Origin of the sequence: Streptomyces flavidovirens DSM 40150, from assembly GCF_000429085.1 — a bacterium.
Lineage (GTDB): Bacteria > Actinomycetota > Actinomycetes > Streptomycetales > Streptomycetaceae > Streptomyces > Streptomyces flavidovirens.
Genome location: NZ_AUBE01000011.1, coordinates 114,095 through 133,894 on the forward strand (window position 1 = coordinate 114,095; position 19,800 = coordinate 133,894).

Consider the following 19,800-nt stretch of genomic DNA (forward strand, 5'->3'; position numbering starts at 1 on the left):
AACGTTCGGCACCCGAGGAGACGCCCCGACGCGGCACCGACCCCGTGAGCCGGGGGTGGCCGGGGGCCGGGGGTAGCCGGGGGGCCAGGGTCAGCCGGTGGGGTCTAAAGCGCCGCCGTGCCGATCAACGCATTGCGGGTGACCAGGGCAGCCAGGGACGGCTCATCCAGGTCCTCCGTGCCCTCAGGACGGCGTGGCAGGACCATGTAGCGCGTCTCCGACGTGGAGTCCCACACCGTGACGGCGACGTCCTCCGGCAGGACCAGCCCGAACTCGGCCAGCACCGCACGGGGCTCCCGCACCACCCGCGACCGGTACGCCTCGCTCTTGTACCAGCTCGGCGAGGGTCCCAGCAGCCGGACGGGGTAGCAGGAACAGAGCGTGCAGACCACGACGTTGTGCGTGTCTGCCGTGTTCTCGACGACGCGCAGCCGCTGCGGCTGCACGCCCCCCGCCGACAGCCCCAGCTCCGTGACGGCCGAGATCCCGTCAGCCAGCAGCCGCGCCCGGAACGCCGGGTCGGTCCACGCGCGGGCCACCACGCGCGCACCCCCGGCCGCCGAGGCGCCCGTAAGAAACGCGTCGATGGCTTCGTCGACCGCGGCGCCGGTGACGATGCCACGGTCCTCCAGCAGCGTCTCCAGCCGCCGCACCCGGCGGGAGATCAGGGCATCGGAGTGAGTGGTTCCGGTCACGGCTGGTCGTCCTCCAAGTAGCTTTCGAACAGGTCCAGGACAACGTCGTGCTCGCCCTCGCCCCACAGGTCCCGCGCCGCGAACCGCACGGCATATACCTGCTCCACAGGGCAGTCCGTACGCCCCTGCGCCCGGACGTCGGCGAGCGGCGCGCGCCCCTCGGGCTCGATGACCGTGCCGCGCTTGCCACGGGCGTACCGCGGCAGCCGGGTGTGGTGCGGCGGGTCGTGGTGGACGGTGCGGACGCGCGCGCCGGGCGCGTAGCGGTCGGCCCGGCCGTCAGTCATCGAGCTCGCCCGCAGCGACAACGCCCTTGCGCTCCAGCAGCGTCCGGATCGCGAAGAACCACCGCTCGTAGTACGACGCCGCCAGGTACTCCGCGGGCGGCATCGTCTCGACGGCGTCGCGGAACTCGTCGAGGTTGTAGACCTTCTGGGCGATGAGCGCGCCGTTCAGGGCGAAGACCCGCGCTTCCCAGTCGGCGTGGAAGGGCTGTGTGTCGTCGGTGGTGTCGACAGGCCCGAAGCCCTGCATGCCGCCCACATCGTTCATCCTGGCCATGATCGCAAGCTTATGTGTGCTGCTTGTAGTAGATCGAGTACCTGCGCGCGCCCACTTCCCCCGAGGCGAAGCCCATGCACAGCCGTGGCTTGCTGGTGCGGCGTACGGCGAGGCCTTCCGGTTCGCGGTGGTCGAGGGAGTAGCCGGCCTCGGTGCGGCTGCGCTGGACAAGACGGCCGGTACGGATGTCGATGCAGGAGACGTACGTGTTGCCGTGCCCGGAGGGCGGGTTGGCGGACCCGTACGCCTCGCCGGCGAGCTGGTACAGGTAGTTGCCGTGCAGGGCGAAACCCTGGAAGTCGATGTCCGCGTCGGGGTGCGCGGGGGCCTGCGCGAAGTCGTGGAGGGGTTTGGAGAAGTTGCCGGCGACGGCGTGGGCGAGCGAGAAGACGCGGTAGCGGACCTTGCCGCCGGTACGGTGGCGGACGGCGATCCGCTTGCGGCTCATGTCGACGGACGGCTGGTTCGCGGTGGAGCCGGCGACCGGGTAGCGGGTGGTTCCGGCGGAGCTGCGGCGCACCTGCCGGTCCACGAACCGGAACCGCGTGATGCCGCGCCCGAAGCCTCCGGACTCCGCGACCCGCGCGTCCGACTCGGTCCAGATCCAGGTCGCCCCGGCCGCGTCCCGCTCGACGCCCATGCCGACGCCGTGCCCGTGCCCCAGCAGATACATGTGCCCCAGCCGCGTACCGCTGAAGTCGAGCTGGTTCAGGCACATGTCGCCGCGCTGCCGGCGTTCCGCGCCGGTGTACGCCCGCGACTCCGCCGGGAGCTTGATTCCGCCCTGCATGACCTGGAGGACGTACAGCCGCTGCCGGGAGTCGTCGAAGGCGAAGGACTGGAGGACGGTGGTGTGTCTGAGCGGCTTTTTCCAGTGCCATCTCGTCGATGGCACGGCTAAGTCGATCCGCTCGTCACTCGTGCTCGCGCTCACACTAGTCATGGCCATGACTCACGATAGCGAGCACCGGCCCCCACGGGACAGGGGCGCGTAACACCGCGCACGCAACACGAGCAGCACCTTGCGCCACACTCCGGCTCAGCCGAAGTCACCGGGTCCTGCGGGGCGCTGAACCACGGGCCGCTCCTGAGCCTGGGCCTCAGCCACAGCCGGCGCCGCAACCGGCACAGACTCGCGCTGTGGGCGCGGAAGCGGGGCGGAGACCTCTTCCTGCTTCGTTCCCGGCGGGAGGAAGCAGGGGGTGGTGACGCTGAGGATCATCCGATCGTACGGGGGTTTCATCGCACCCACCGACACGAAGAAGTTGGCGTCACCGCCCTTCGCGTACAGCAGGATGTGACGCCAGTCGCCCTCGCGGTAGGCGCTGACCTTGTACCCCTCGGCCTCCAGTCTCTTCTTCAGCTTGCCGAGCGCGGTGTTGTACTGCGCGCGGGGCAGCAGAGTCTGAACCGTGTAGTCCAGGTCGAATCGCCCGTCGTTGGCGGTTTCGTTGTTCTTGCCGATGCAGTCCCGGAATTCCTTGTCCACCGACTTGGCATCGACCTCGGATCCGATCTCCTCGGCCAGCAGATCAATCAGGGCCCGGACCTCGTACTCGGTCTTCTGCTGGCTCTTCACGGGGAGCGGGTCGTTCTTTCCGTCGGTCATGCATCCTCCAGTAGCGAGCAGCGCCAGGAGCGTCAGTACGGGCAGGGCGGTACGGCGGCACTTCATGTGTATGCGCATGGTTCAGCAAGCTCCCGGCTCGGGCGAGTACCCGGGCACGCTAGTCGTTCTCCCGGTGCTGACCCTCGCTGGGCGGCTGCCCCACGATGATCCTTCCCTGATTGCGGAGGCTTTCGCTGCCTTCGTCCCAATAACCGCTGTGGCCTTCGGTGTCGACGTCGAAGACCCGGCCGCCGAACTCCTCCTGGGCCGGGTTCTCCCCGAGCGTCAGGTCGGAGAATTCTTCCGTGACCCGGTCGTCCTCCGCGTAGCCGGCCCACACGTGATCGGCGTCCATATTGAGGTCCGAAGCGTGGTCGACCGTCATACCGGGGCTGCCGACGACCACGACGTCGTCCGCACCGAGGCCCCCGCCGTCCGACGCCGCCGCGCCCACCATCGTCGAGCCGTAGCTGTGCCCGAGCACTGTCATGTGGGTGGGTTCACCCTGGTGGGACTCGCGCAGCCCGCGGGTGAAGCCGCGCAGGTCTTGGGCACCGTCCTCGGCACGCCCGGTGGTGGCCACACTGCCGTCGGCTTCCGGGGCGTCGTAGCCGAGCCAGGCGACGACGGAGGTGCTGGCAGCGGGATCGGCCTTCATAGCCGCTCCCTGAAGGCGGCCGGCCCGGTTGATCTGGTCGTCGATGTTCGTCAAGTCATTGGCGGTGCCCGGCACCTGGATGGCCGTGTTGTCCGCCGTGTCGGGGTTGCCCCTGGCCACCAGGGCCCGGCCGTCGCCCTTCTCGGCGTCGATGCCGAGGACGTAAAGCTGACCGCTCGGGCGCGTAGCACCGTCCGCCTTGTCGAGCTCGTCCTGGAGCTTGAGCAGGCCGGAGTACTGGCGGTCGTCGTGGATCCCGAGCTGGCCGGCCTGTTCCTTTTCCCGGTACGCGCCGAGCGAGAGCTCGATGGACTTGCGGTTCTCCTCGTCGCGGTCCGCCGAAGGGATGCCGTCGAGCCACCCGACCTTCTGCGGGTAGGCGTCCATGTACATCTGCTGCTGCTCGGGGGTGAGGCTCTTCCACCAAGTGGCGTTCTGCTTGGGGTCCTTGTTGCTCGGGATGTCCTTCTCGTCGATCCCGTACGAGCCGGCCACCAGCTTGGCGTCGTCCTGGGCGCTCTTGGAGCCGTACACCTTGTCCAGATCGAAGGTGTCGATCTGGTGCAGCAGTGCCTTGCCCTCGTCCGAGGCGCTCTCGGCGTCGGCGATCGCCTGGTCGATACGTGCCCGGTACTCGCCGAGCGGACCGCTGCGCGCCTGCCGGGACTGCTGGTAGTCCGGGTCGTGCCGCTCCGCCGACGTCATGTCGTCGTCGGTGGGATCCGAGACCCAGCCGTCGTCGTCGACGGCGTACCGGTCGGCCTCGGCCTCGCGGACCGCCTTGCGCAGATTCTGCTGCGCGAGCTGCATCTTCTCGCACGTGCCCTTGAGGACCGTGGCGATGGAGCCGGCCTGCGACTGGGAGTTGCCGAGCTTTCGCTCGTTGTCCTCCATCATCATGAAGCCGTACGTGGCGTCCGTGCCCTCCCAGCCGCTGGCGTGCAGCGGCCCGGTGACCTGGCGACGGTGCTGGACCTGGGCGCCCTCCAGGCTCTTGGCGAGGGCTCGCCACGAGTTGGCGGCCGCTTCGAGGTCGGAGAAGTCCTGCTTCATGAGAACGCTGAACTGAGCGGTCATGGCGGGCTCACACCGCCGCGAAGGACTGGGCGGTCAGGTCTTCGTTGAACTCGTGGCCGTCGGCGGTACGTCTCAGCCGCTCGGCCTCGCTGTCGCCGCCCTCGCCGCCGATGCTCTTGCGCAGGTCGTGCAGGGCCGTGCCCCAGTCGTTCGCCACCCGGTCGAGCTCGGCGGTTATGGACCACTTGTTCATGGTGACGGACGCCGACCTGGTGTCGGCCGCGGCTTTGTCGACAGGCTTTCGCAGGTTGTCGCCTATCGCGTCGGCGGCGCCTGCGGACGCCCGCAGCTCCGACGGCTCGACATTTATGCTGCCACTTTCAGCCATTCCGCTCCCCCGTGACTCACGCGAGCGGCCAGAGTACCGGGGAGATCATCGGGGCGGAAAAGGGGGCACCCACCCGGCCGGGAAGGCCATGGCGAATGCCCCAAATGCCGTACTGCTACTGCGGTCAGAGGTTGCCGCGCTTCTCCTGCTCGCGCTCGATCGCCTCGAAGAGCGCCTTGAAGTTGCCCTTGCCGAAGCCCATCGAGCCGTGCCGCTCGATCATCTCGAAGAAGACGGTCGGCCGGTCCTGGACGGGCTTGGTGAAGATCTGCAGCAGGTAGCCGTCCTCGTCGCGGTCCACCAGGATCTTCAGCTCGCGCAGCGTCTCGACGGGTACGCGCGTCTCGCCCGCCCACTCGCCGAGCGTGTCGTAGTACGAGTCGGGGGTGTCCAGGAACTGGACGCCGTTCGCCCGCATGCTGCGCACGGTGGCGACGATGTCGTTCGTGGCGAGCGCGATGTGCTGGACACCGGCGCCGCCGTAGAACTCCAGGTACTCGTCGATCTGCGACTTCTTCTTCGCGATCGCGGGCTCGTTGATCGGGAACTTCACCTTCAGGGTGCCGTCCGCGACGACCTTCGACATGAGCGCGGAGTACTCGGTGGCGATGTCGTCGCCCACGAACTCCTTCATGTTGGTAAAGCCCATGACCTTGTTGTAGAAGGCGACCCACTCGTTCATCTTGCCGAGCTCGACATTGCCGACGCAGTGGTCGATGGCCTGGAAGGTGCGCTTGGCCGGCGGCTCGACCATCGGGTCGGCGGCGACGAAGCCGGGCAGGTACGGACCGTTGTAACCGGACCGCTCGACGAGGGTGTGCCGGGTCTTGCCGTACGTCGCGATCGCGGCCAGGACGACGACTCCGTGCTCGTCCTTGACCTCGTGCGGCTCCTCGATGCCGCGCGCGCCGTGCTCCACGGCGTAGGCGTACGCGGCGCGGGCGTCCGGGACCTCGATGGCGAGGTCGACGACACCGTCACCGTGCTCGGCGACGTGCTCGGCGAGGAAGCGGCCCCGGTCGGTGGAGGCCTTGATGACGGAGGTGAGGACGAAACGCGCGGCGCCGTTGGTCAGGACGTAACTCGCGGTCTCCCGGCTGCCGTTCTCCGGTCCGGAGTAGGCGACGAGCTTCATGCCGAAGGCGGTCGAGTAGTAGTGCGCGGCCTGCTTGGCGTTGCCGACGGCGAAGACGACCGCGTCCATTCCCTTGACCGGGAAGGGGTCGGCCTCACGCGCGGTGCTGGGGGTGGTGTGGTGCGTTGTCTCAGTCATGGCGGCAGAGTCTCTCCGTATCGCAAGCTGCGCAATAGTTCGCTGAAACACTGGGCAATGTGCCCAGTCACTGGCGAGAATGGCCGGGCGTTCTGTACAGGATGACCAAGCCAGGCACGAGGTAACAGGAGGCGGGCAGGCCCATGTCCAACGACGGTATCGACGAACTCGACGGCCGGCTCATCGTGCTGCTGGCGCGCGAGCCGCGCATCGGGGTGCTGGAGGCGTCCCGGCGGCTGGGCGTGGCGCGCGGGACCGTACAGGCGCGGATGGACCGGCTTCAGGCCAATGGAGTGATCCGCGGCTTCGGCCCGGACGTCGATCCGGCCGCCCTCGGCTATCCGGTGACGGCGTTCGCGACGCTGGAGATCAAGCAGGGCCAGGGAGCCGACGTACGGGCGCATCTGGCGACGGTCCCCGAGGTCCTGGAACTGCACACCACCACCGGCCACGGCGACATGCTCTGCCGCCTCGTCGCCCGCTCGAACGCCGATCTTCAGCGCGTGATCGACCGGGTTGTCGGTTTTGACGGCATCGTGCGGGCCTCCACGGCGATCGTCATGGAGAACCCCGTGCCCCTGCGGATCATCCCACTGGTGGAGCAGGCGGCGGCGGACGGACGGGACTGATGGAGACCGAGGTCGGAAGCGCTTGCAAAGAAGTGCTTGCAAAGCTTTCTTTGCAACTCTAGGGTGAGGGCATGCCCCAGCAGCCCGACTCCGCCCCCGGCTCCGGCTCCGCCCCCGACTCCGAGCCCACGCCCGGCTACCGCACCCTGGACGCCCGTTCACTGCGCGGCCTCGCCCACCCCCTACGCATCCAGCTCCTGGCATCCCTGCGTCACGACGGCCCCGCCACCGCCTCCCAACTGGCCGAGCGCCTCGGCGAGTCCAGCGGCGCCACCAGCTACCACCTGCGCCAGCTCGCCTCGCACGGGTTCGTCGAGGACGCCCCGGAGCGCGGCAAGGGCCGCGAGCGGTGGTGGAAGGCGGTGCAGGACGGGACCAGCTTCAGCCCGGAGCTGCACAACAACCCCGACCCGGCAGTACGCGGCGCCGCCGATCTCTTCCTGCACGAGGTCGCGAACATCCACACCCAGGAGCTCGGCACCTGGCTCGGCACCGCGCGCGAATGGCCCGAGGAGTGGGCCGGCAGCTCGGACCTGAGCGACTTCACGCTCCAGCTCACCCCCGCACAGTTGCGCGAGCTGAACGACAAGGTGCACGAACTCATCGAGAGCTACCACGGACTGTCCGACGAAGGCTCCGCCCAGGTCCGCCTGCACACGCACTCCTTCCCCCGCCGCGCCACGGACTGAAAGGAACTGCCGGTCATGCACCCCGACATACACCTCAATCTCCACCACCAGCGCGCCACCGAACCGCAACCTCCCGCCCGGCCGGCGCGTATCGCATGACCGTCGAGGGGGGAGAACCGGGCGGCCGGAAGCCGTTCGCGGCGGTACTGGCCGCCAACACCGTGTCCATAGCGGGCACTTCGCTCACCATGATCGGCGTGCCGTGGTTCGTGCTCGACACCACGGGCAGCGCCGGCCGGGCCGGCGTCGTCGCGTTCTGCGCGACGCTGCCGGTCGTCGTCTCCGCGCTCGTCGGCGGCCCGCTCATCGACCGGATCGGCCGCCGCCGGGTCTCCGTCGCCTCCGACCTGGTGTGCGGCCTCGCCGTCGGCGCGATCCCGCTGCTGCACTACGCGGGTGCGCTGGAATTCTGGATGCTGTGCGCCCTGATGGCGATCGGTGGCCTGGCCCATACGCCCGGCATGACCGCCCGTTACGTCCTGATGCCCGACCTCGCCGCCCACGCCGGCACCACACTCGCCCGCGCCGCCAGCCTCTTCGAGGGCGTCTCGCGCGGCGCCCGCATGATCGGGGCCGCGCTCGCGGGCGTACTGATCGCGCTGCTCGGCGCGGAGGCGGTGCTGCTGCTCGACGCGGCGACGTTCGCGGCGTCGGCGCTGCTGGTCGCGGCCGGAGTACGGGGCGTTCGGGCCGCCGAGCCGCAGAAGGCGGCGGCGCCGGTCTCCTTCACGACGTACCGCAGGGAACTGCGCGAGGGTTACGTCTTCCTCCTGCGCCACCGCCTCCTGCTGGCCGTGGTTTTGATGGTGATGCTCACCAACGGCCTGGACCAGGGCTGGAGTTCGGTCCTGCTGCCCGTCCACGCCAAGGACAACCTGGGCGGCGCGACCGACCTCGGCATGCTCGCCGCGATCTTCGGCGGATGCGCGCTGCTCGGCGCCCTGCTGTACGGGGCGGTCGGCGAGCGCTTCCCGCGCCGGGTCGTCTTCACCGTCGCGTTCCTGCTCTGCGGGCTGCCGCGCTTCGTCGTCGCGGCGCTGGTCGACGGGACGGCCGCGCTGGCCGTGACGATGGCCGCGGGCGGTCTGGCCGCCGGGATGCTCAACCCGATCCTGACGACGGTGACGTACGAACGCGTCCCGCAGGAGCTGCGCAGCCGCGTCGGCGGTGTGTCCACGGCCGGCTGCGAGCTGACGATGCCGCTGGGTGGCCTCGCGGCGGGGCTGCTGGTCGAGGAGGCGGGGCTCGTGACGGCGCTGCTGGTGGTCGGCGGGGCGTACTTCCTCGCGACGCTGAGCCCGGTGGTCTTCCCGTCCTGGCGGATGATGGACGACGTAACCGGGAATCTCAGCAGCTCGGAACCTTCCCGTCCTTCTTCTCCAGCGCGACCAGAGCCCGCACCGCGTCCTTGAGCGTCGTGACGGGCACCAGCCGCAGCCCGTCCGGCAGCTCGGCCTGAGCCTGCGCGCACTCTTCCTTCGGTACGAGGAAGACCGTCGCCCCGTCACGCCTGGCCGCCTGCGTCTTGAGCGGTACGCCGCCGACCGGGCCCACGTCTCCGCCGGAGGTGATGGTGCCCGTACCGGCGATGTTGCGGCCGCCCGTGAGGTCGCCTCCCGAGCCGTCGCCGTCCAGCTTGTTGACGATGCCGAGGGAGAAGAGGAGACCGGCGCTCGGGCCGCCGATGCCGGCGAGGTCGAGGTCGACCTTCACCCGGTCGGGGCTCTTGCCGAGGTAGCCGAGCGCCGCGTCGACGGCGGTCTCCTGCGACTGCTCCATCTCGGCGACGTTGTGCTTCTCAATCTCGGTGTCGGTGCCGCCGGTCGGGTAGACCGCCTCCTTGGGCAGGACGGCCCGGTCGGTCCTGAACCACGCGTCGACGACCTGCCCCAGGTCGACGGCGACGGACGGGGCGGTCGCCACGATCGTCGTCATCCGAAGCTGCCCGGTGGTCTCGCGGACCGGCGCTCCGGTGATGGTGATCACCGGCTTGCCCTTGTCGTGGCCCAGGACGTTCGCTGTACTGCCGGGCTGCGCGAGGACGTACGGCAGCGGCGCGAAAGCGGCCACGGCGAGGAGCGCGAGCACGGGGGCCCCGCAAAGGGCGAGGACACGGGGGCGGGAGAGACGTGAGAGCACGCCTCCAATCTAGTGGGCGCACGCAGCTCTGCCCCGAGCACCTCTCGCACCACTTCGCGGGCTACGAGCCGCCGCGCCGGCCTGCGGCCGCCCGGCCACCCTCACCTCAGCGCGTCGGCGACCTCCCGCGCCGCGTCCACCACGCGCGGGCCGACCCGCTCGGGGATGGAGTCGGCGAGCATGACCACCCCGACGCTGCCCTCCAGCCCCGTTATGCCGACCAGGGGCGCCGCCGCGCCACTGGCCCCCGCCTCCAGTTCGCCGTGGGTGAGGGTGAAACCGTCGGCCGCGAGGGCGCCCTGGCGGGCGGCGAGGATGGCCTTGCCGGCCGCGCCCCGGTCGAGGGGGTGACGGAACCCCGCGCGGTACGCCACGTGGTAGTCGGTCCACGTCGGCTCGACGACCGCGACCGCGAGTGCCTCCGTGCCGTCGACCAGCGTCAGGTGCGCCGTGGCGCCTATGTCCTCGGCGAGCGAGCGCAGCGCGGGCAGGGCGGCCTCCCGTACGAGCGGATGGACCTGCCGGCCCAGACGCAGGACGCCGAGGCCGACGCGGGCACGTCCGCCCAGGTCGCGGCGTACGAGCGCGTGCTGCTCCAGGGTGGCGAGCAGCCGGTAGACGACGGTGCGGTTCACACCGAGCTTGTTGGAGAGCTCGGTGACGGTCAGACCGTGGTCGGTGTCGGACAGCAGTTTGAGGACACGAAGTCCCCGGTCGAGCGTCTGGGAGGTTTCCGCGGTCACGACGCCCACTCCTCTGTGGTGAGTGCGGCGGCTCTCTCACGCTGTGCGCCGCCGGTCCCTTCGGCGTCGCGCGCAGAGGCCGCCGGCAGGCCATGGCACCGGCTGCGCTCCGGGGCGGCTCTGCCACGGGGCGTATGCGTTGCCGGAAAGGTAGCGATCCACTCCGCTCAGCGGAAGACCTCGTCCAGAATCCGGGCGCGTACGGAAGTCGCTCCGCGTGCGGAACGCGATTGCGAGCGGTCCGGCTTTGGAGGTCCGCCACCACACGAAAGCGGGGCCCGGAGACGATCCTCCAGGCCCCGCCGTGACATCCCCGGCGTACGTCAGCGCATCCGGGTGGCCCACTCCTGAACCTTCTTGATCCGCTCCTGGAGCTGCCCGGCGGTCGCCTCGGCGCTCGGCGGACCGCCGCAGACGCGCCGCAGTTCGGTGTGGATGACGCCGTGCGGCTTGCCGGTCTGGTGGACGTACGCCCCCACCATGGTGTTGAGCGACTTGCGGAGCTCCAGCAGTTGCTTGTGCGTGACGACGGGCCGCGACTCGGCGGGTTTCTCCAGCAGATCGGCCTCGGCGGCCGGCTTCTGGCGGCTGTGCGCGATCTGCCGGGTCTGCCGCTTCTGGAGCAGGAGCTGCACCTGGTCGGGCTCCAGCAAACCGGGGATACCGAGGTAGTCCTGCTCCTCCTCACTCCCCGGATGGGCCTGCATGCCGAACTCGGCGCCGTCGTACAGCACGCGGTCGAACACGGCGTCGGACTCAAGAGCCTCGAAGGGCAGCTGCTCCTCGGTCTCCTCGTCCTCCAGCTTCTCGGCGTCGGCGAGGAGCTTGTCCTCCTCGGCGAACGGGTTCTCCTCGTCGCTGCCCTTCTTGGGCTTGTCGAGGACGTGGTCCCGCTCGACCTCCATCTCGTTGGCGAATTCGAGGAGCATCGGGATCGTGGGAACGAACACGGACGCGGTCTCGCCCCGCCTGCGCGATCGCACGAAGCGCCCGACCGCCTGGGCGAAGAAGAGCGGGGTGGAGATGGTCGTCGCGTACACACCGACCGCGAGCCTCGGTACGTCGACGCCTTCCGACACCATGCGGACCGCGACCATCCACCGGGACTCGTCCGCGCTGAACTGGTCGATCTTCTTCGAGGCGGCCTTCTCGTCGGACAGGACGACGGTCGGCCGGTCACCCGTGATCTTCTTCAGAATCTTGGCGTACTCGCGCGCGCTGTCCTGGTCGGAAGCGATGACGAGCCCGCCGGCGTCCGGAATTCCCTTCCGTACTTCGGTCAGCCGGGTGTCGGCGGCCGCGAGCACGTTCGGGATCCACTCCCCCGTCGGCGCGAGCGCCGTGCGCCAGGCCTGCCCGATGGCGTCCCTGGTCATCGGCTCGCCGAGCCGGGCGGCGATCTCGTCACCGGCCTTGGTGCGCCAGCGCATGTTGCCGCTGTAGGACAGAAAAATGACGGGCCGTACGACACCATCGGCGAGGGCGTTCCCATACCCATAGGTGTAGTCGGCGGAGGACCGCCGGATCCCGTCGTTCCCCTCCTCGTACGCGACGAAGGGGATCGGGTTGGTGTCGGACCGGAACGGCGTACCGGTCAGAGCCAGCCGCCGGGTCGCCGGGTCGAACGCCTCCTGGCAGGCCTCGCCCCACGACTTCGAGTCACCGGCGTGGTGGATCTCATCAAGAATGACCAGCGTCTTGCGCTGCTCGCACCGGTTGCGGTGCAGCATTGGCCGTACGCCGACACCGGCATAGGTGACGGCGACCCCGTGGTACTCCTTGCTCAGCGGTCCGGCGCTGTAGTCCGGATCCAGCTTGATGCCTATGCGGGCCGCTGCCTCCGCCCACTGCTTCTTGAGGTGCTCGGTCGGAGCGACGACCGTGATCTGCTGCACGACGTGGTGGTGCAGCAGCCATGAGGCGAGCGTCAGCGCGAAGGTCGTCTTGCCGGCGCCGGGCGTCGCGACGGCGAGGAAGTCGCGCGGCTGATCCTGGATGTACTTCTCCAGCGCCCCCTGCTGCCAGGCACGCAGCTTGTTGGCCGTGCCCCAGGGGGCACGGCCGGGGAAGGCGGGTGAGAGGTGGTGGGAGGCGGTAGTAGTCACGGTCTCCGGTTCAGGGGCTCTCGGGGTCACGGGGGGTACGTACGACAACCGGGCCACCCTACCGGTGGCCCGGTTGCGATCCCGCTGAACGGCCCCGGGCCGCCCCCTGTTGGGACCCACCTCACACCAGGGCGCGCAGCCCGTCCGCGACGGCGGCCGGCTCGGTCATTTCCCCGGCCGCGACGGAAACGACCAGGTCATAGGCCCGGTCCTGCACAACGTCTGTCGTATCGATCCCGTTCGCGGCGAGAAAGACGGCAGCCGCCAGCCAGGCGGTCCGCTTATTGCCGTCGACGAAGGGATGGTTCGTGGCAATGGCGTGCAGCAGGGCTCCCGCCTGCTCGTACACGTCGTCGTACGCCGATACCCCGAACATCCGCGCGCGGGGCCGGTGCACGGCGGATTCCAGCAGACCGGGGGCGCGCAGCTCGGGCGGCCGCCCCCCGAACGCGGTCCGGGCGATGTCCGTCACCTCGATGACGGTGAGATGACGCGTCACTCGCCCAGCCTCCGCAGCAGCTCGGCATGGCTCACGGCGATCCTCTCGGCAATGGCACGGACCAGCACGCCCTCGGCGTGCAGATGCCGGCGTACGGCGTCCTGCGCGACGCCGGCCGGAGTGCTGCCCTGGGCATCGGCGAGGTCTGCGAGGGCGGCCCACTCGGCGTCGCTCAGGCGGACGGTCAGCTCATTCATGTACGGAGCGTAGCCACATACGCCGTTCCTTCGCCGCGATTCAGGCGTCCCTCACCCGCAAGCGGGTCGCCACCCACGCCCCCGCCAGCGCCACCCCCGCCATCGGCAGGAACACCGCCGCGAAGGCCGCCGGATGGGAGGCGGCGGCGGGCGTGGCCGCAGCGTGGCCCACCGCGCCGCCGCCCAGGGCCGCGAAGACCGCGCCGCCGATGGCCAGGAGCATGACGTTGGACAGGCCGTCGGAGATCTGGAGGGCGGCGGAGTTCGCGCCCGCCTCCTCCGGCGCCGACAGCTTCAGCAGCAGCACGCTCGTCGAGGCGATGACCGTGCCCATGCCGAAGCAGCCGACGCCCCACGCGACCGCCACCACCCACACCGGCACGGCGGCGATCAGCACACTCGGCGCGGTCGCGATGGCCGCGGCGACCAGGACCATGGACCCGGAGACCATCCGCTCCCGGTACGGCTCCATGCGCGGCCGCGACTGCACCCACGAACCGAACGCCCACGTCGCACCGCCGACCGCCAGCGAGAGCCCGGCCATCGTCGGGGACAGCCCGCGCTGGGTGACCAGCATCAGCGGTACGAAGGACTCCGCGGCGATGAACGACCCCGCCGCGATCCCGCGCAGCAGCACCACGGACGGCAGCCCGCGCGCCGCCACGTAGGTGCCGCGCGGCAGCAGCCCGAGTACGGCGGGCACCAGCAGCGCACCGCCCACCGCCGCCGGGAGCAGGGAAAGCCACCTCAGATCCTGGCCCGCGTACTGGAGCAGCCCGGCCCCCAGCGAGATGCCGAGCGCGAGCCGGATCCGGCGGCGGTCGAAGGCCGGGACGGGGGCGCCCGGATCGGCGGGCCCGGCCGCCATGCGGCGTATCGCGGGCAGGGCGATGGCGAGCGGGAAGACGACCAGGACGGGGATGCCGACGAACACCCACCGCCAGCCGAGGTGCTCGGTCACCGTCCCGGACACCAGCGGGCCGACGACGGACGGCACCACCCAACTCGCGGCGAAGGCGGCCAGGATCGCGGGCTGCAACCGAGCCGGATACGCCCGGCTGACGACGACGTACAGCGCGACGATCACGAGCCCGCCGCCGAGCCCCTGGACGGCCCGCCCGACGATGAACAACCACATCGCGTCCGCCGTGCCGGAGAGCAGCAGCCCGGCCCCGAAGGCGCTGATACCGGTGGCGAGCGGTGCGAGGGGGCCGCGGCGGTCGGCCCACTGCCCGGACAGGACCATGGCGAAGAGGCTGGTGGTGAAGTAGGAGGAGAAGCCGAACGCGTAGAGGGATACGCCGTTCAGCTCGCGCGCCGCGACGGGCATCGCCGTACCGACGGCGGTCGCCTCGAAGGCGATGAGCACGACGACGGCGATGATGCCGATGCTGAGGGCGCGGTGGGCTCTGCCGAGAACGCCGGCCGGACCTGCGGGTTCGCCGGGTATCTCGCCGGCTTCGGATGCTTCGGGCGCTTCGGGCGCGACCTCGGCGTCGCGCGGCTCCAGGGCGGTCATTCGCCCAGAGTAAGAGGCGTACCGGCGAATTGACCCTGTCGTAGGAAGGGCCGGAGGTCGGTCTTTGGTCGTACGACCGGCACCGGCGCATGAACGCGGTATGGCAGTCGCGTTGCGGCCCGGACCAATCCCTTGAAGCCACCTCCTCCGCCGCCGCCCTATTCCGATCACGGCCTCCAGCGTCATTCCGTCCCGCTCCGCTACACCGGCAGCACGCACACCGGAACCGGCGCCGTCAGCGCCGCCCCCGCCGGTGCGAGCCGGCCCGTACGACGGTCCACGCGGAACGCCGCGACCGTGCCCGACCTCTGGTTGGCGGCGAACAGCAGCCCGCCGGCCGGGTCCAGGGCGATGTGCCGGGGGTACGAGCCCCCGGACGGGGTGACGGACACCAGCCGCAGCGCCGCGCCCGCGCACTCTGCCGCGAAGACCGCGATGCTGTCGTGGCCCCGGTTGGAGACGTACACGAACCGCCCGTCGGGCGAAACCAGCACACCCGCCGGGTAGTTGCGCTCGGTAAGCTCCGTGCCGGGCGGCAGGGTCGGCAGCCCAGTGCCGGGGCTCAGGATCCCGGTGCGGCGGTCGTAACCGCATACGACCAGGGTGCTGTCCAGCTCGTTGACGACGTACGCGTGGCGGCCGGAGGGGTGGAAGGCGAGGTGCCGCGGCCCGGCTCCGGGCTTCATCGCGGCGCGCGCGCGTTCCCGCAGCTTCCCGGTGCGCGGGTTGAGCCGGTAGGTGTGCAGGGAGTCCGTACCCAGGTCGACGGCGACGACGTACCGCCCGGCGGGATCCGTGACGACCATGTGCGCGTGCGGGCCCTCCTGCCGCTCGGGATCGGGCCCGGAGCCCGTGTGCCGTACGACGTCTGCGGCCTCCCCGAGCACGCCACCGCGCCCGATGGGGTGTACGGACACGCTCCCGCCGGTGTAGTTCGCGGTGAGCAGGAACCGCCCGTCGGGGTGCACGGAGAGGTGGCAGGGGTCAGCGCCGCCGGTCCTGCGGGCGCGCCCCAGCACTTCCGGCGCCCCGGCCCCGACGCGCACGGCCGTGACGGCACCCTCGGCGCGCTCGTCGACGGCGTACAGCGTCCGGCGGTCGGGCGAAAGCGCCAGGAAGGAAGGATTTGGCACGCCGCCGAGCACCCCCGCCGAGGCCAACTCTCCCTTGCCCGGCCGGTACGAGGCGAGCCCTATGCCGGTGCCGCCGCCGGGCTGGGTGGTGTACGTACCGAGGTAGGCGCGCCGCAGCGCCTCTGCGGCCCGCGCGCTCTGGGGCACCGCCAACCCGGCGGCCCCGGCACAGACCAGCGCTCCGAACCGCCGTCGGCTCAACCGTGCGTCCGCCACTCGCAGGTAGCTGCTCATCGAAGCCTCACGCCCTCGGGTTCGCCGGTCAGTGTGCCGCACTCACGCTCGCATCGTGGCCCGGACCACGACACCGGGCAAGGGGAAGCACGGACGAGCACGGCGACCGCGGGCCGACATTCCACGGTGCCAGGAAGAGACGTGCCGGGGCGCTCTGACGCCGTACGGCCGACGCGGGCCCTCGTCCCAAGGTGCGAGAGGGGACGTGTCGGGGCGCTCCCCGCAGGGTGTCGAACGCAACCACCGCCAACGAACCGACGCAGTACCCGAACGTTCGGCACCCGAGGAGACGCCCCGGCGCGGCACCGCCCGCAACGCCCCCGCAAAAGGCGACCCCCAGAAGCAACGCACACCCGCAGCCCCGACGGACGGAGTCCGGCGCAGCCGCCCGAAGCCCGCGAAGCCCCCCAGGGGCAGAGCGGCGCGAGAGCGGCGTCCGAAAGCAGCCGCCCCGGCGCGGCGCCGACCCCAGCGCCCCCGCAAAGGCGACCCCCAGAAGCTACGCGGAAGGCGCGGTCACCGCCGCCTGGGGGCGGATCGGCAGGCGGTTGACCGGGCGGCCGGTCGCCGCGCGGACCGCCGAGGCGATCGCGGCCGGCGACGTGACCACCGGAACCGCGCTGACCGCCTTCGCACCGAACGGCGCCACCACGTCCCGCTCCTCCACCAGCTTCACGATGCGGATGTCCGGCGCGTCCAGGGACGTCGGGAGGGCGTAGTGGGTCAGGTCCGGGTGGCGGACCAGGCCGCGCGGGGTGCGGAGGTTCTCCGTCAGCGCCGTGCCCACGCCCTGCGTGACACCCGCCTCGATACGGGTCGCCAACTGGGCCGGGTTCAGGACGCGGCCCACGTCCTGGGCCACCGCCATCTCCACCACGCGGACCGAGCCCAGCTCGATGTCCACGTCCACGATCGCGCGGATCGCGCAGAACGCCAGCCCCACGAACGCGTCGCCCTGACCCGTGTCGTCGAGGGGTTCCGTGGGGTGGGGGCGGCACTGGGCCGTGGCCCAGAGTTCCTTGCCGTCCATCGCCTCCGTCACCGTGGTCGACAGGACGCCGTCGTACGACGTGATCTTGCCGTCGGCGATCTGGAGGAGCTCGGTCGACATGCCGAACTTGTGGGCCAGCGGCTGGAGGAGCTGGGTGCGGACCATCTTCGCCGCGCGTTCCACCGCGCCGCCCGACACCCACGTGTGGCGGCCGTGCGTCGCGGCGCCCGCCGGGGGCTGGTCCGTGTCCACCGAGGCCACGTGGACCTCTTCGATGCCCAGGATCTCCTGGACGATCTGGCGTGCGAGAGTCGAGAAGCCCTGGCCCGTTTCGACCGCCGCGCAGATGACCGTCGCCACGCCGTCGTGGACCTTCACCGTGGCCGTGGAGACCTCGTCCGCGCCCTCCGCGCCCAGCATGTGCACCATGCCGACCGCGTAGCCGACTCCGCGGCGTACCGCACTCGGCTCGCCCGCGCCCTCCGGGCCGCCCGGCAGCAGCCAGTCGTCCTGCGGGGTGTCCTTGGGGAGCGCGGGGAACGGGAAGTCACGTACGGCGCACAGGAGTTCGGCCACGGGCGCCGGGCAGGTCACCGTCTGGCCGGTGGGGAGCAGGTCACCCGTCGCCAGTACGTTGCGCAGGCGCAGTTCCGCCGGGTCGAGGCCCAGCTTCGCCGCGAGCTTGTCCATCTGGCCCTCGTACGCCGCGCACACCTGGAGCGCGCCTTCGCCGCGGACGTGACCGGACGGGGGGTTGTTCGTACGGACCGCCCAGCCCTCGATGAAGGCATGCGGGACGACGTACGGGCCGCAGGCGAACGAGACCGCCGCCGCGAGGGATTCGGAGGAGGCGTCGGCGTACGCACCCGCGTCCAGGAGGATCTGGGCCTCGACCTTGACCAGGCGGCCCTCCGCGTCCGCGTGGTGGCGGTAGCGCAGCAGGGTCGGGTGGCGGTGGGCGTGACCGAGGAACGACTCCTCGCGGGTGGCTGCCAGCTTGACCGGGCAGCCGGTTTTGAGGGCGAGGAGGCCCAGTGGGATCTGGAAGCTGCCGTCCTCGCGGTCGCCGGTCGCGCCGGGGACGCCGGTGACGACTACCTTGACGCGCTCTTGTTCCAGGCCGAAGCAGGCGGCGGCGCGGTCGCGGTCGGTGTGGGGGTCGGTGGACGCCGTGTAGATCTCCACGCCGCCGTCGGGGCGCGGGACCGCGAGGCCGGCCTCGGCTCCGATGGGCGCCGGGTCCTGGCGGCCGATGCGGTACAGGCCCTCGACGATCACCTCGCCCACGGCCTCCGGGTCGCCGAAGCTGAGGGGGATGTGGCGGATGAGGTTGCCGTCGGGGTGCAGTGGCTCTGCGGCGAAGGCCTGCTCCGGGTCGGTGACCGGTTCCAGGACCTCGTACTCGACCGCGATGGCGGCGGCGGCCAGGCGGGCCGTGTCGGGGTGGTCGGCCGCCACTGCCGCGATCGCCTCGCCGTGGTGGCGGACCAGGTCGGAGGCGAACACGGGGCGGTCGGCCACGCTGCGGCCGTGCGCCGGGTCGCCCGGCACGTCCTGGTGGGTCACTACGGCCCGTACACCCGGCATTTCGGACGCGGCGGTCGTGTCGATCGAGACGATACGGGCGTGGGCGTGCGGGGAGCGGAGGACTGCCGCCCACAGGAGGCCCTCTGCCCAGAGGTCGGCCGCGTACGGGAACGTGCCCTCCGTCTTGGCGCGGGCGTCGGCCGGCGGGAGGGACGCGCCGAGGCCGTGGGAGGGTGTCTCGGGGCGACGCTCGGGCTGGATGCCGTCGACCGCCGTCACGCTGGTCGCGGTGGCCGCGTCGTTGCTCACGCCATGCCTCCGTCGTGCGGGTTTTCGTGCGGGTGCTCGTGGGGGTGGGGCTGCTGGACACTGCCCGCGCCGGGGGGCGCCTGGTGCGGGATGCGGGCCTCTTCGGCCGCGGCGGTCGCCTCGCGCTCGGCGACGACCTCGCGTACGGCGTCGAGGACTCCCCGGTAGCCCGAGCAGCGGCAGAGGTTGCCGCAGAGGGCCAGGCGGGTTTCGAGCTCGCTCGGGGCGTGGTTGCCTTCGAGCAGGTCGTGGACGGTCATCGCCATGCCGGGTACACAGAAACCGCACTGGACCGCGCCGCAGTTGGCGAGGGCGCGCTGGACGTCGGACGGTTCGCCGTCGGTGGCCAGGCCTTCCACCGTACGGACCTCGCTGCCGGCGGTGGTGGCGGCGGGGACCAGGCAGGAGGCGACCAGGCGGCCGTCGACCTGGACGGCGCAGGCGCCGCACTCCCCCTGGGAGCAGCCGTCCTTGGCACCGGCGAGGCCGAGGCGCTCGCGCAGGACGTAGAGGAGGGACTCGCCGATCCAGGCGTCGGTCACGGGGCGGTCGGCGCCGTTCACGCGCAGGACGTAGGAGGCTTGGGGGTGCTCGCTGTGGGCGGGGTCTTCGGGGGCGGGGGTGTCTGCGGGGGTCTCTGGGGCGGGGGCGGCGGAGGCGACGGCGGGGGCGGGGGTTTCGGCGGGGGCGTTGGGGGCGGTGCCGCGCCGGGGCGTCTCCTCGGGCGTCGAACGTTCGGGTACTGCGTTGGTTCCTTCGCGGTGGTTGCGTTCAACGCCCTGCGGGGAGCGCCCCGGCACGTCCCCTCCCGGCAGCGTTGGCTGCTGGGCGGGGGCGGGCGCGTCCTGGGCCGGGGGGTGGGCTGCCGCCGGGTGTTCAACGTCC

Annotated in this window: 20 protein-coding genes; 3 read left to right on the forward strand and 17 right to left on the reverse strand. The window is 71.1% G+C overall.

The features are described 5' to 3' along the window. Positions 1-104: 104 nt before the first annotated feature. From nthA to hppD, 8 genes are all read right to left on the reverse strand, one after another. A complete protein-coding gene (nthA, locus tag G412_RS0117085; RefSeq protein ID WP_028813152.1) occupies positions 105-695 on the reverse strand; it encodes a nitrile hydratase subunit alpha in 591 nt (196 codons plus the stop codon). Beyond that, the gene (locus tag G412_RS41435) at positions 692-982 is read right to left on the reverse strand and encodes an SH3-like domain-containing protein (protein WP_028813153.1); all 291 of its coding nucleotides are present in this window, start codon (positions 980-982) and stop codon (positions 692-694) included. Before G412_RS41435 ends, nthA begins: the two co-directional genes overlap by 4 nt. Beyond that, entirely contained in the window at positions 975-1,256 is a 282-nt protein-coding gene (locus G412_RS41440; protein ID WP_028813154.1) for an SH3-like domain-containing protein, read from the reverse strand. Before G412_RS41440 ends, G412_RS41435 begins: the two co-directional genes overlap by 8 nt. 10 nt (positions 1,257-1,266) lie before the next feature. Next, complete coding sequence (locus G412_RS0117100) at positions 1,267-2,151, reverse strand: phage baseplate protein (RefSeq protein WP_244283053.1); 885 nt, start codon at positions 2,149-2,151, stop codon at positions 1,267-1,269. 144 nt (positions 2,152-2,295) lie between these two features. After that, complete coding sequence (locus G412_RS0117105) at positions 2,296-2,943, reverse strand: hypothetical protein (RefSeq protein ID WP_028813156.1); 648 nt, start codon at positions 2,941-2,943, stop codon at positions 2,296-2,298. A 40-nt stretch (positions 2,944-2,983) separates the two neighbouring features. Further along, the gene (locus tag G412_RS34835) at positions 2,984-4,600 is read right to left on the reverse strand and encodes an alpha/beta hydrolase (protein WP_037649059.1); all 1,617 of its coding nucleotides are present in this window, start codon (positions 4,598-4,600) and stop codon (positions 2,984-2,986) included. 7 nt (positions 4,601-4,607) lie between these two features. Then, complete coding sequence (locus G412_RS0117115; RefSeq protein WP_028813157.1) at positions 4,608-4,928, reverse strand: hypothetical protein; 321 nt, start codon at positions 4,926-4,928, stop codon at positions 4,608-4,610. A 124-nt stretch (positions 4,929-5,052) separates the two neighbouring features. Next, on the reverse strand, positions 5,053-6,201 hold the full coding sequence (hppD, locus tag G412_RS0117120) for a 4-hydroxyphenylpyruvate dioxygenase (RefSeq protein WP_028813158.1): 1,149 nt from the start codon (positions 6,199-6,201) through the stop codon (positions 5,053-5,055). 143 nt (positions 6,202-6,344) lie between these two features. Here hppD and G412_RS0117125 point away from each other — a divergent pair, with 143 nt between their 5' ends. The 3 genes from G412_RS0117125 to G412_RS34840 all read left to right on the forward strand — a co-directional run bounded on the left by G412_RS0117125 (position 6,345) and on the right by G412_RS34840 (position 8,931). Continuing rightward, positions 6,345-6,830 carry an Lrp/AsnC family transcriptional regulator gene (locus tag G412_RS0117125; protein WP_028813159.1) on the forward strand — a complete coding sequence of 162 codons (486 nt, stop codon included), beginning with the start codon at positions 6,345-6,347 and terminating at the stop codon, positions 6,828-6,830. A gap of 71 nt (positions 6,831-6,901) precedes the next feature. Next, entirely contained in the window at positions 6,902-7,519 is a 618-nt protein-coding gene (locus tag G412_RS0117130) for an ArsR/SmtB family transcription factor (RefSeq protein WP_028813160.1), read from the forward strand. 95 nt (positions 7,520-7,614) lie between these two features. Then, the gene (locus G412_RS34840; protein WP_037649062.1) at positions 7,615-8,931 is read left to right on the forward strand and encodes an MFS transporter; all 1,317 of its coding nucleotides are present in this window, start codon (positions 7,615-7,617) and stop codon (positions 8,929-8,931) included. On the opposite strand, the gene G412_RS0117140 is transcribed toward G412_RS34840, so the two are convergent. The 9 genes from G412_RS0117140 to G412_RS34845 form a co-directional block, all read right to left on the reverse strand. After that, positions 8,867-9,658 carry a S16 family serine protease gene (locus tag G412_RS0117140; protein WP_028813161.1) on the reverse strand — a complete coding sequence of 264 codons (792 nt, stop codon included), beginning with the start codon at positions 9,656-9,658 and terminating at the stop codon, positions 8,867-8,869. The two genes, G412_RS34840 and G412_RS0117140, sit on opposite strands and share 65 nt — an antisense overlap. A 101-nt stretch (positions 9,659-9,759) precedes the next feature. Continuing rightward, a complete protein-coding gene (locus G412_RS0117145; RefSeq protein ID WP_028813162.1) occupies positions 9,760-10,401 on the reverse strand; it encodes an IclR family transcriptional regulator in 642 nt (213 codons plus the stop codon). Between the two features lie 323 nt (positions 10,402-10,724). After that, positions 10,725-12,506, reverse strand: coding sequence for a DEAD/DEAH box helicase (locus G412_RS0117150; protein ID WP_028813163.1), 1,782 nt, complete (start codon positions 12,504-12,506; stop codon positions 10,725-10,727). Between the two features lie 121 nt (positions 12,507-12,627). Continuing rightward, positions 12,628-13,005, reverse strand: coding sequence for a type II toxin-antitoxin system death-on-curing family toxin (locus G412_RS0117155; protein WP_028813164.1), 378 nt, complete (start codon positions 13,003-13,005; stop codon positions 12,628-12,630). Then, the gene (locus G412_RS0117160; RefSeq protein ID WP_028813165.1) at positions 13,002-13,202 is read right to left on the reverse strand and encodes a hypothetical protein; all 201 of its coding nucleotides are present in this window, start codon (positions 13,200-13,202) and stop codon (positions 13,002-13,004) included. The genes G412_RS0117155 and G412_RS0117160 overlap by 4 nt, the downstream gene beginning before the upstream one ends. Positions 13,203-13,242: 40 nt before the next feature. Next, a complete protein-coding gene (locus tag G412_RS0117165; RefSeq protein WP_028813166.1) occupies positions 13,243-14,721 on the reverse strand; it encodes an MFS transporter in 1,479 nt (492 codons plus the stop codon). A gap of 200 nt (positions 14,722-14,921) precedes the next feature. After that, positions 14,922-16,088, reverse strand: coding sequence for a lactonase family protein (locus tag G412_RS0117170; RefSeq protein WP_037649064.1), 1,167 nt, complete (start codon positions 16,086-16,088; stop codon positions 14,922-14,924). A 499-nt stretch (positions 16,089-16,587) separates the two neighbouring features. Further along, the gene (locus G412_RS0117175) at positions 16,588-18,915 is read right to left on the reverse strand and encodes a xanthine dehydrogenase family protein molybdopterin-binding subunit (protein ID WP_028813168.1); all 2,328 of its coding nucleotides are present in this window, start codon (positions 18,913-18,915) and stop codon (positions 16,588-16,590) included. Next, positions 18,912-19,800: (2Fe-2S)-binding protein (locus G412_RS34845; RefSeq protein WP_425274482.1), on the reverse strand; the 889-nt coding region annotated here is incomplete at its 5' end. The genes G412_RS34845 and G412_RS0117175, both read right to left, overlap by 4 nt.

What these genes read in the sequence shown, in the direction of transcription:
- G412_RS0117105 (WP_028813156.1), bottom strand. Translation starts at nt 2,943, where the DNA reads ATGCGCATACACATGAAGTGCCGCCGTACCGCCCTGCCCGTACTGACG.
- G412_RS0117165 (WP_028813166.1), bottom strand. Translation starts at nt 14,721, where the DNA reads ATGACCGCCCTGGAGCCGCGCGACGCCGAGGTCGCGCCCGAAGCGCCC.
- G412_RS0117115 (WP_028813157.1), bottom strand. Translation starts at nt 4,928, where the DNA reads ATGGCTGAAAGTGGCAGCATAAATGTCGAGCCGTCGGAGCTGCGGGCG.
- G412_RS0117170 (WP_037649064.1), bottom strand. Translation starts at nt 16,088, where the DNA reads ATGAGCAGCTACCTGCGAGTGGCGGACGCACGGTTGAGCCGACGGCGG.
- G412_RS41435 (WP_028813153.1), bottom strand. Translation starts at nt 982, where the DNA reads ATGACTGACGGCCGGGCCGACCGCTACGCGCCCGGCGCGCGCGTCCGC.
- G412_RS0117130 (WP_028813160.1), top strand. Translation starts at nt 6,902, where the DNA reads ATGCCCCAGCAGCCCGACTCCGCCCCCGGCTCCGGCTCCGCCCCCGAC.
- G412_RS0117125 (WP_028813159.1), top strand. Translation starts at nt 6,345, where the DNA reads ATGTCCAACGACGGTATCGACGAACTCGACGGCCGGCTCATCGTGCTG.
- G412_RS0117160 (WP_028813165.1), bottom strand. Translation starts at nt 13,202, where the DNA reads ATGAATGAGCTGACCGTCCGCCTGAGCGACGCCGAGTGGGCCGCCCTC.
- G412_RS41440 (WP_028813154.1), bottom strand. Translation starts at nt 1,256, where the DNA reads ATGGCCAGGATGAACGATGTGGGCGGCATGCAGGGCTTCGGGCCTGTC.
- G412_RS34835 (WP_037649059.1), bottom strand. Translation starts at nt 4,600, where the DNA reads ATGACCGCTCAGTTCAGCGTTCTCATGAAGCAGGACTTCTCCGACCTC.
- G412_RS34840 (WP_037649062.1), top strand. Translation starts at nt 7,615, where the DNA reads ATGACCGTCGAGGGGGGAGAACCGGGCGGCCGGAAGCCGTTCGCGGCG.
- hppD (WP_028813158.1), bottom strand. Translation starts at nt 6,201, where the DNA reads ATGACTGAGACAACGCACCACACCACCCCCAGCACCGCGCGTGAGGCC.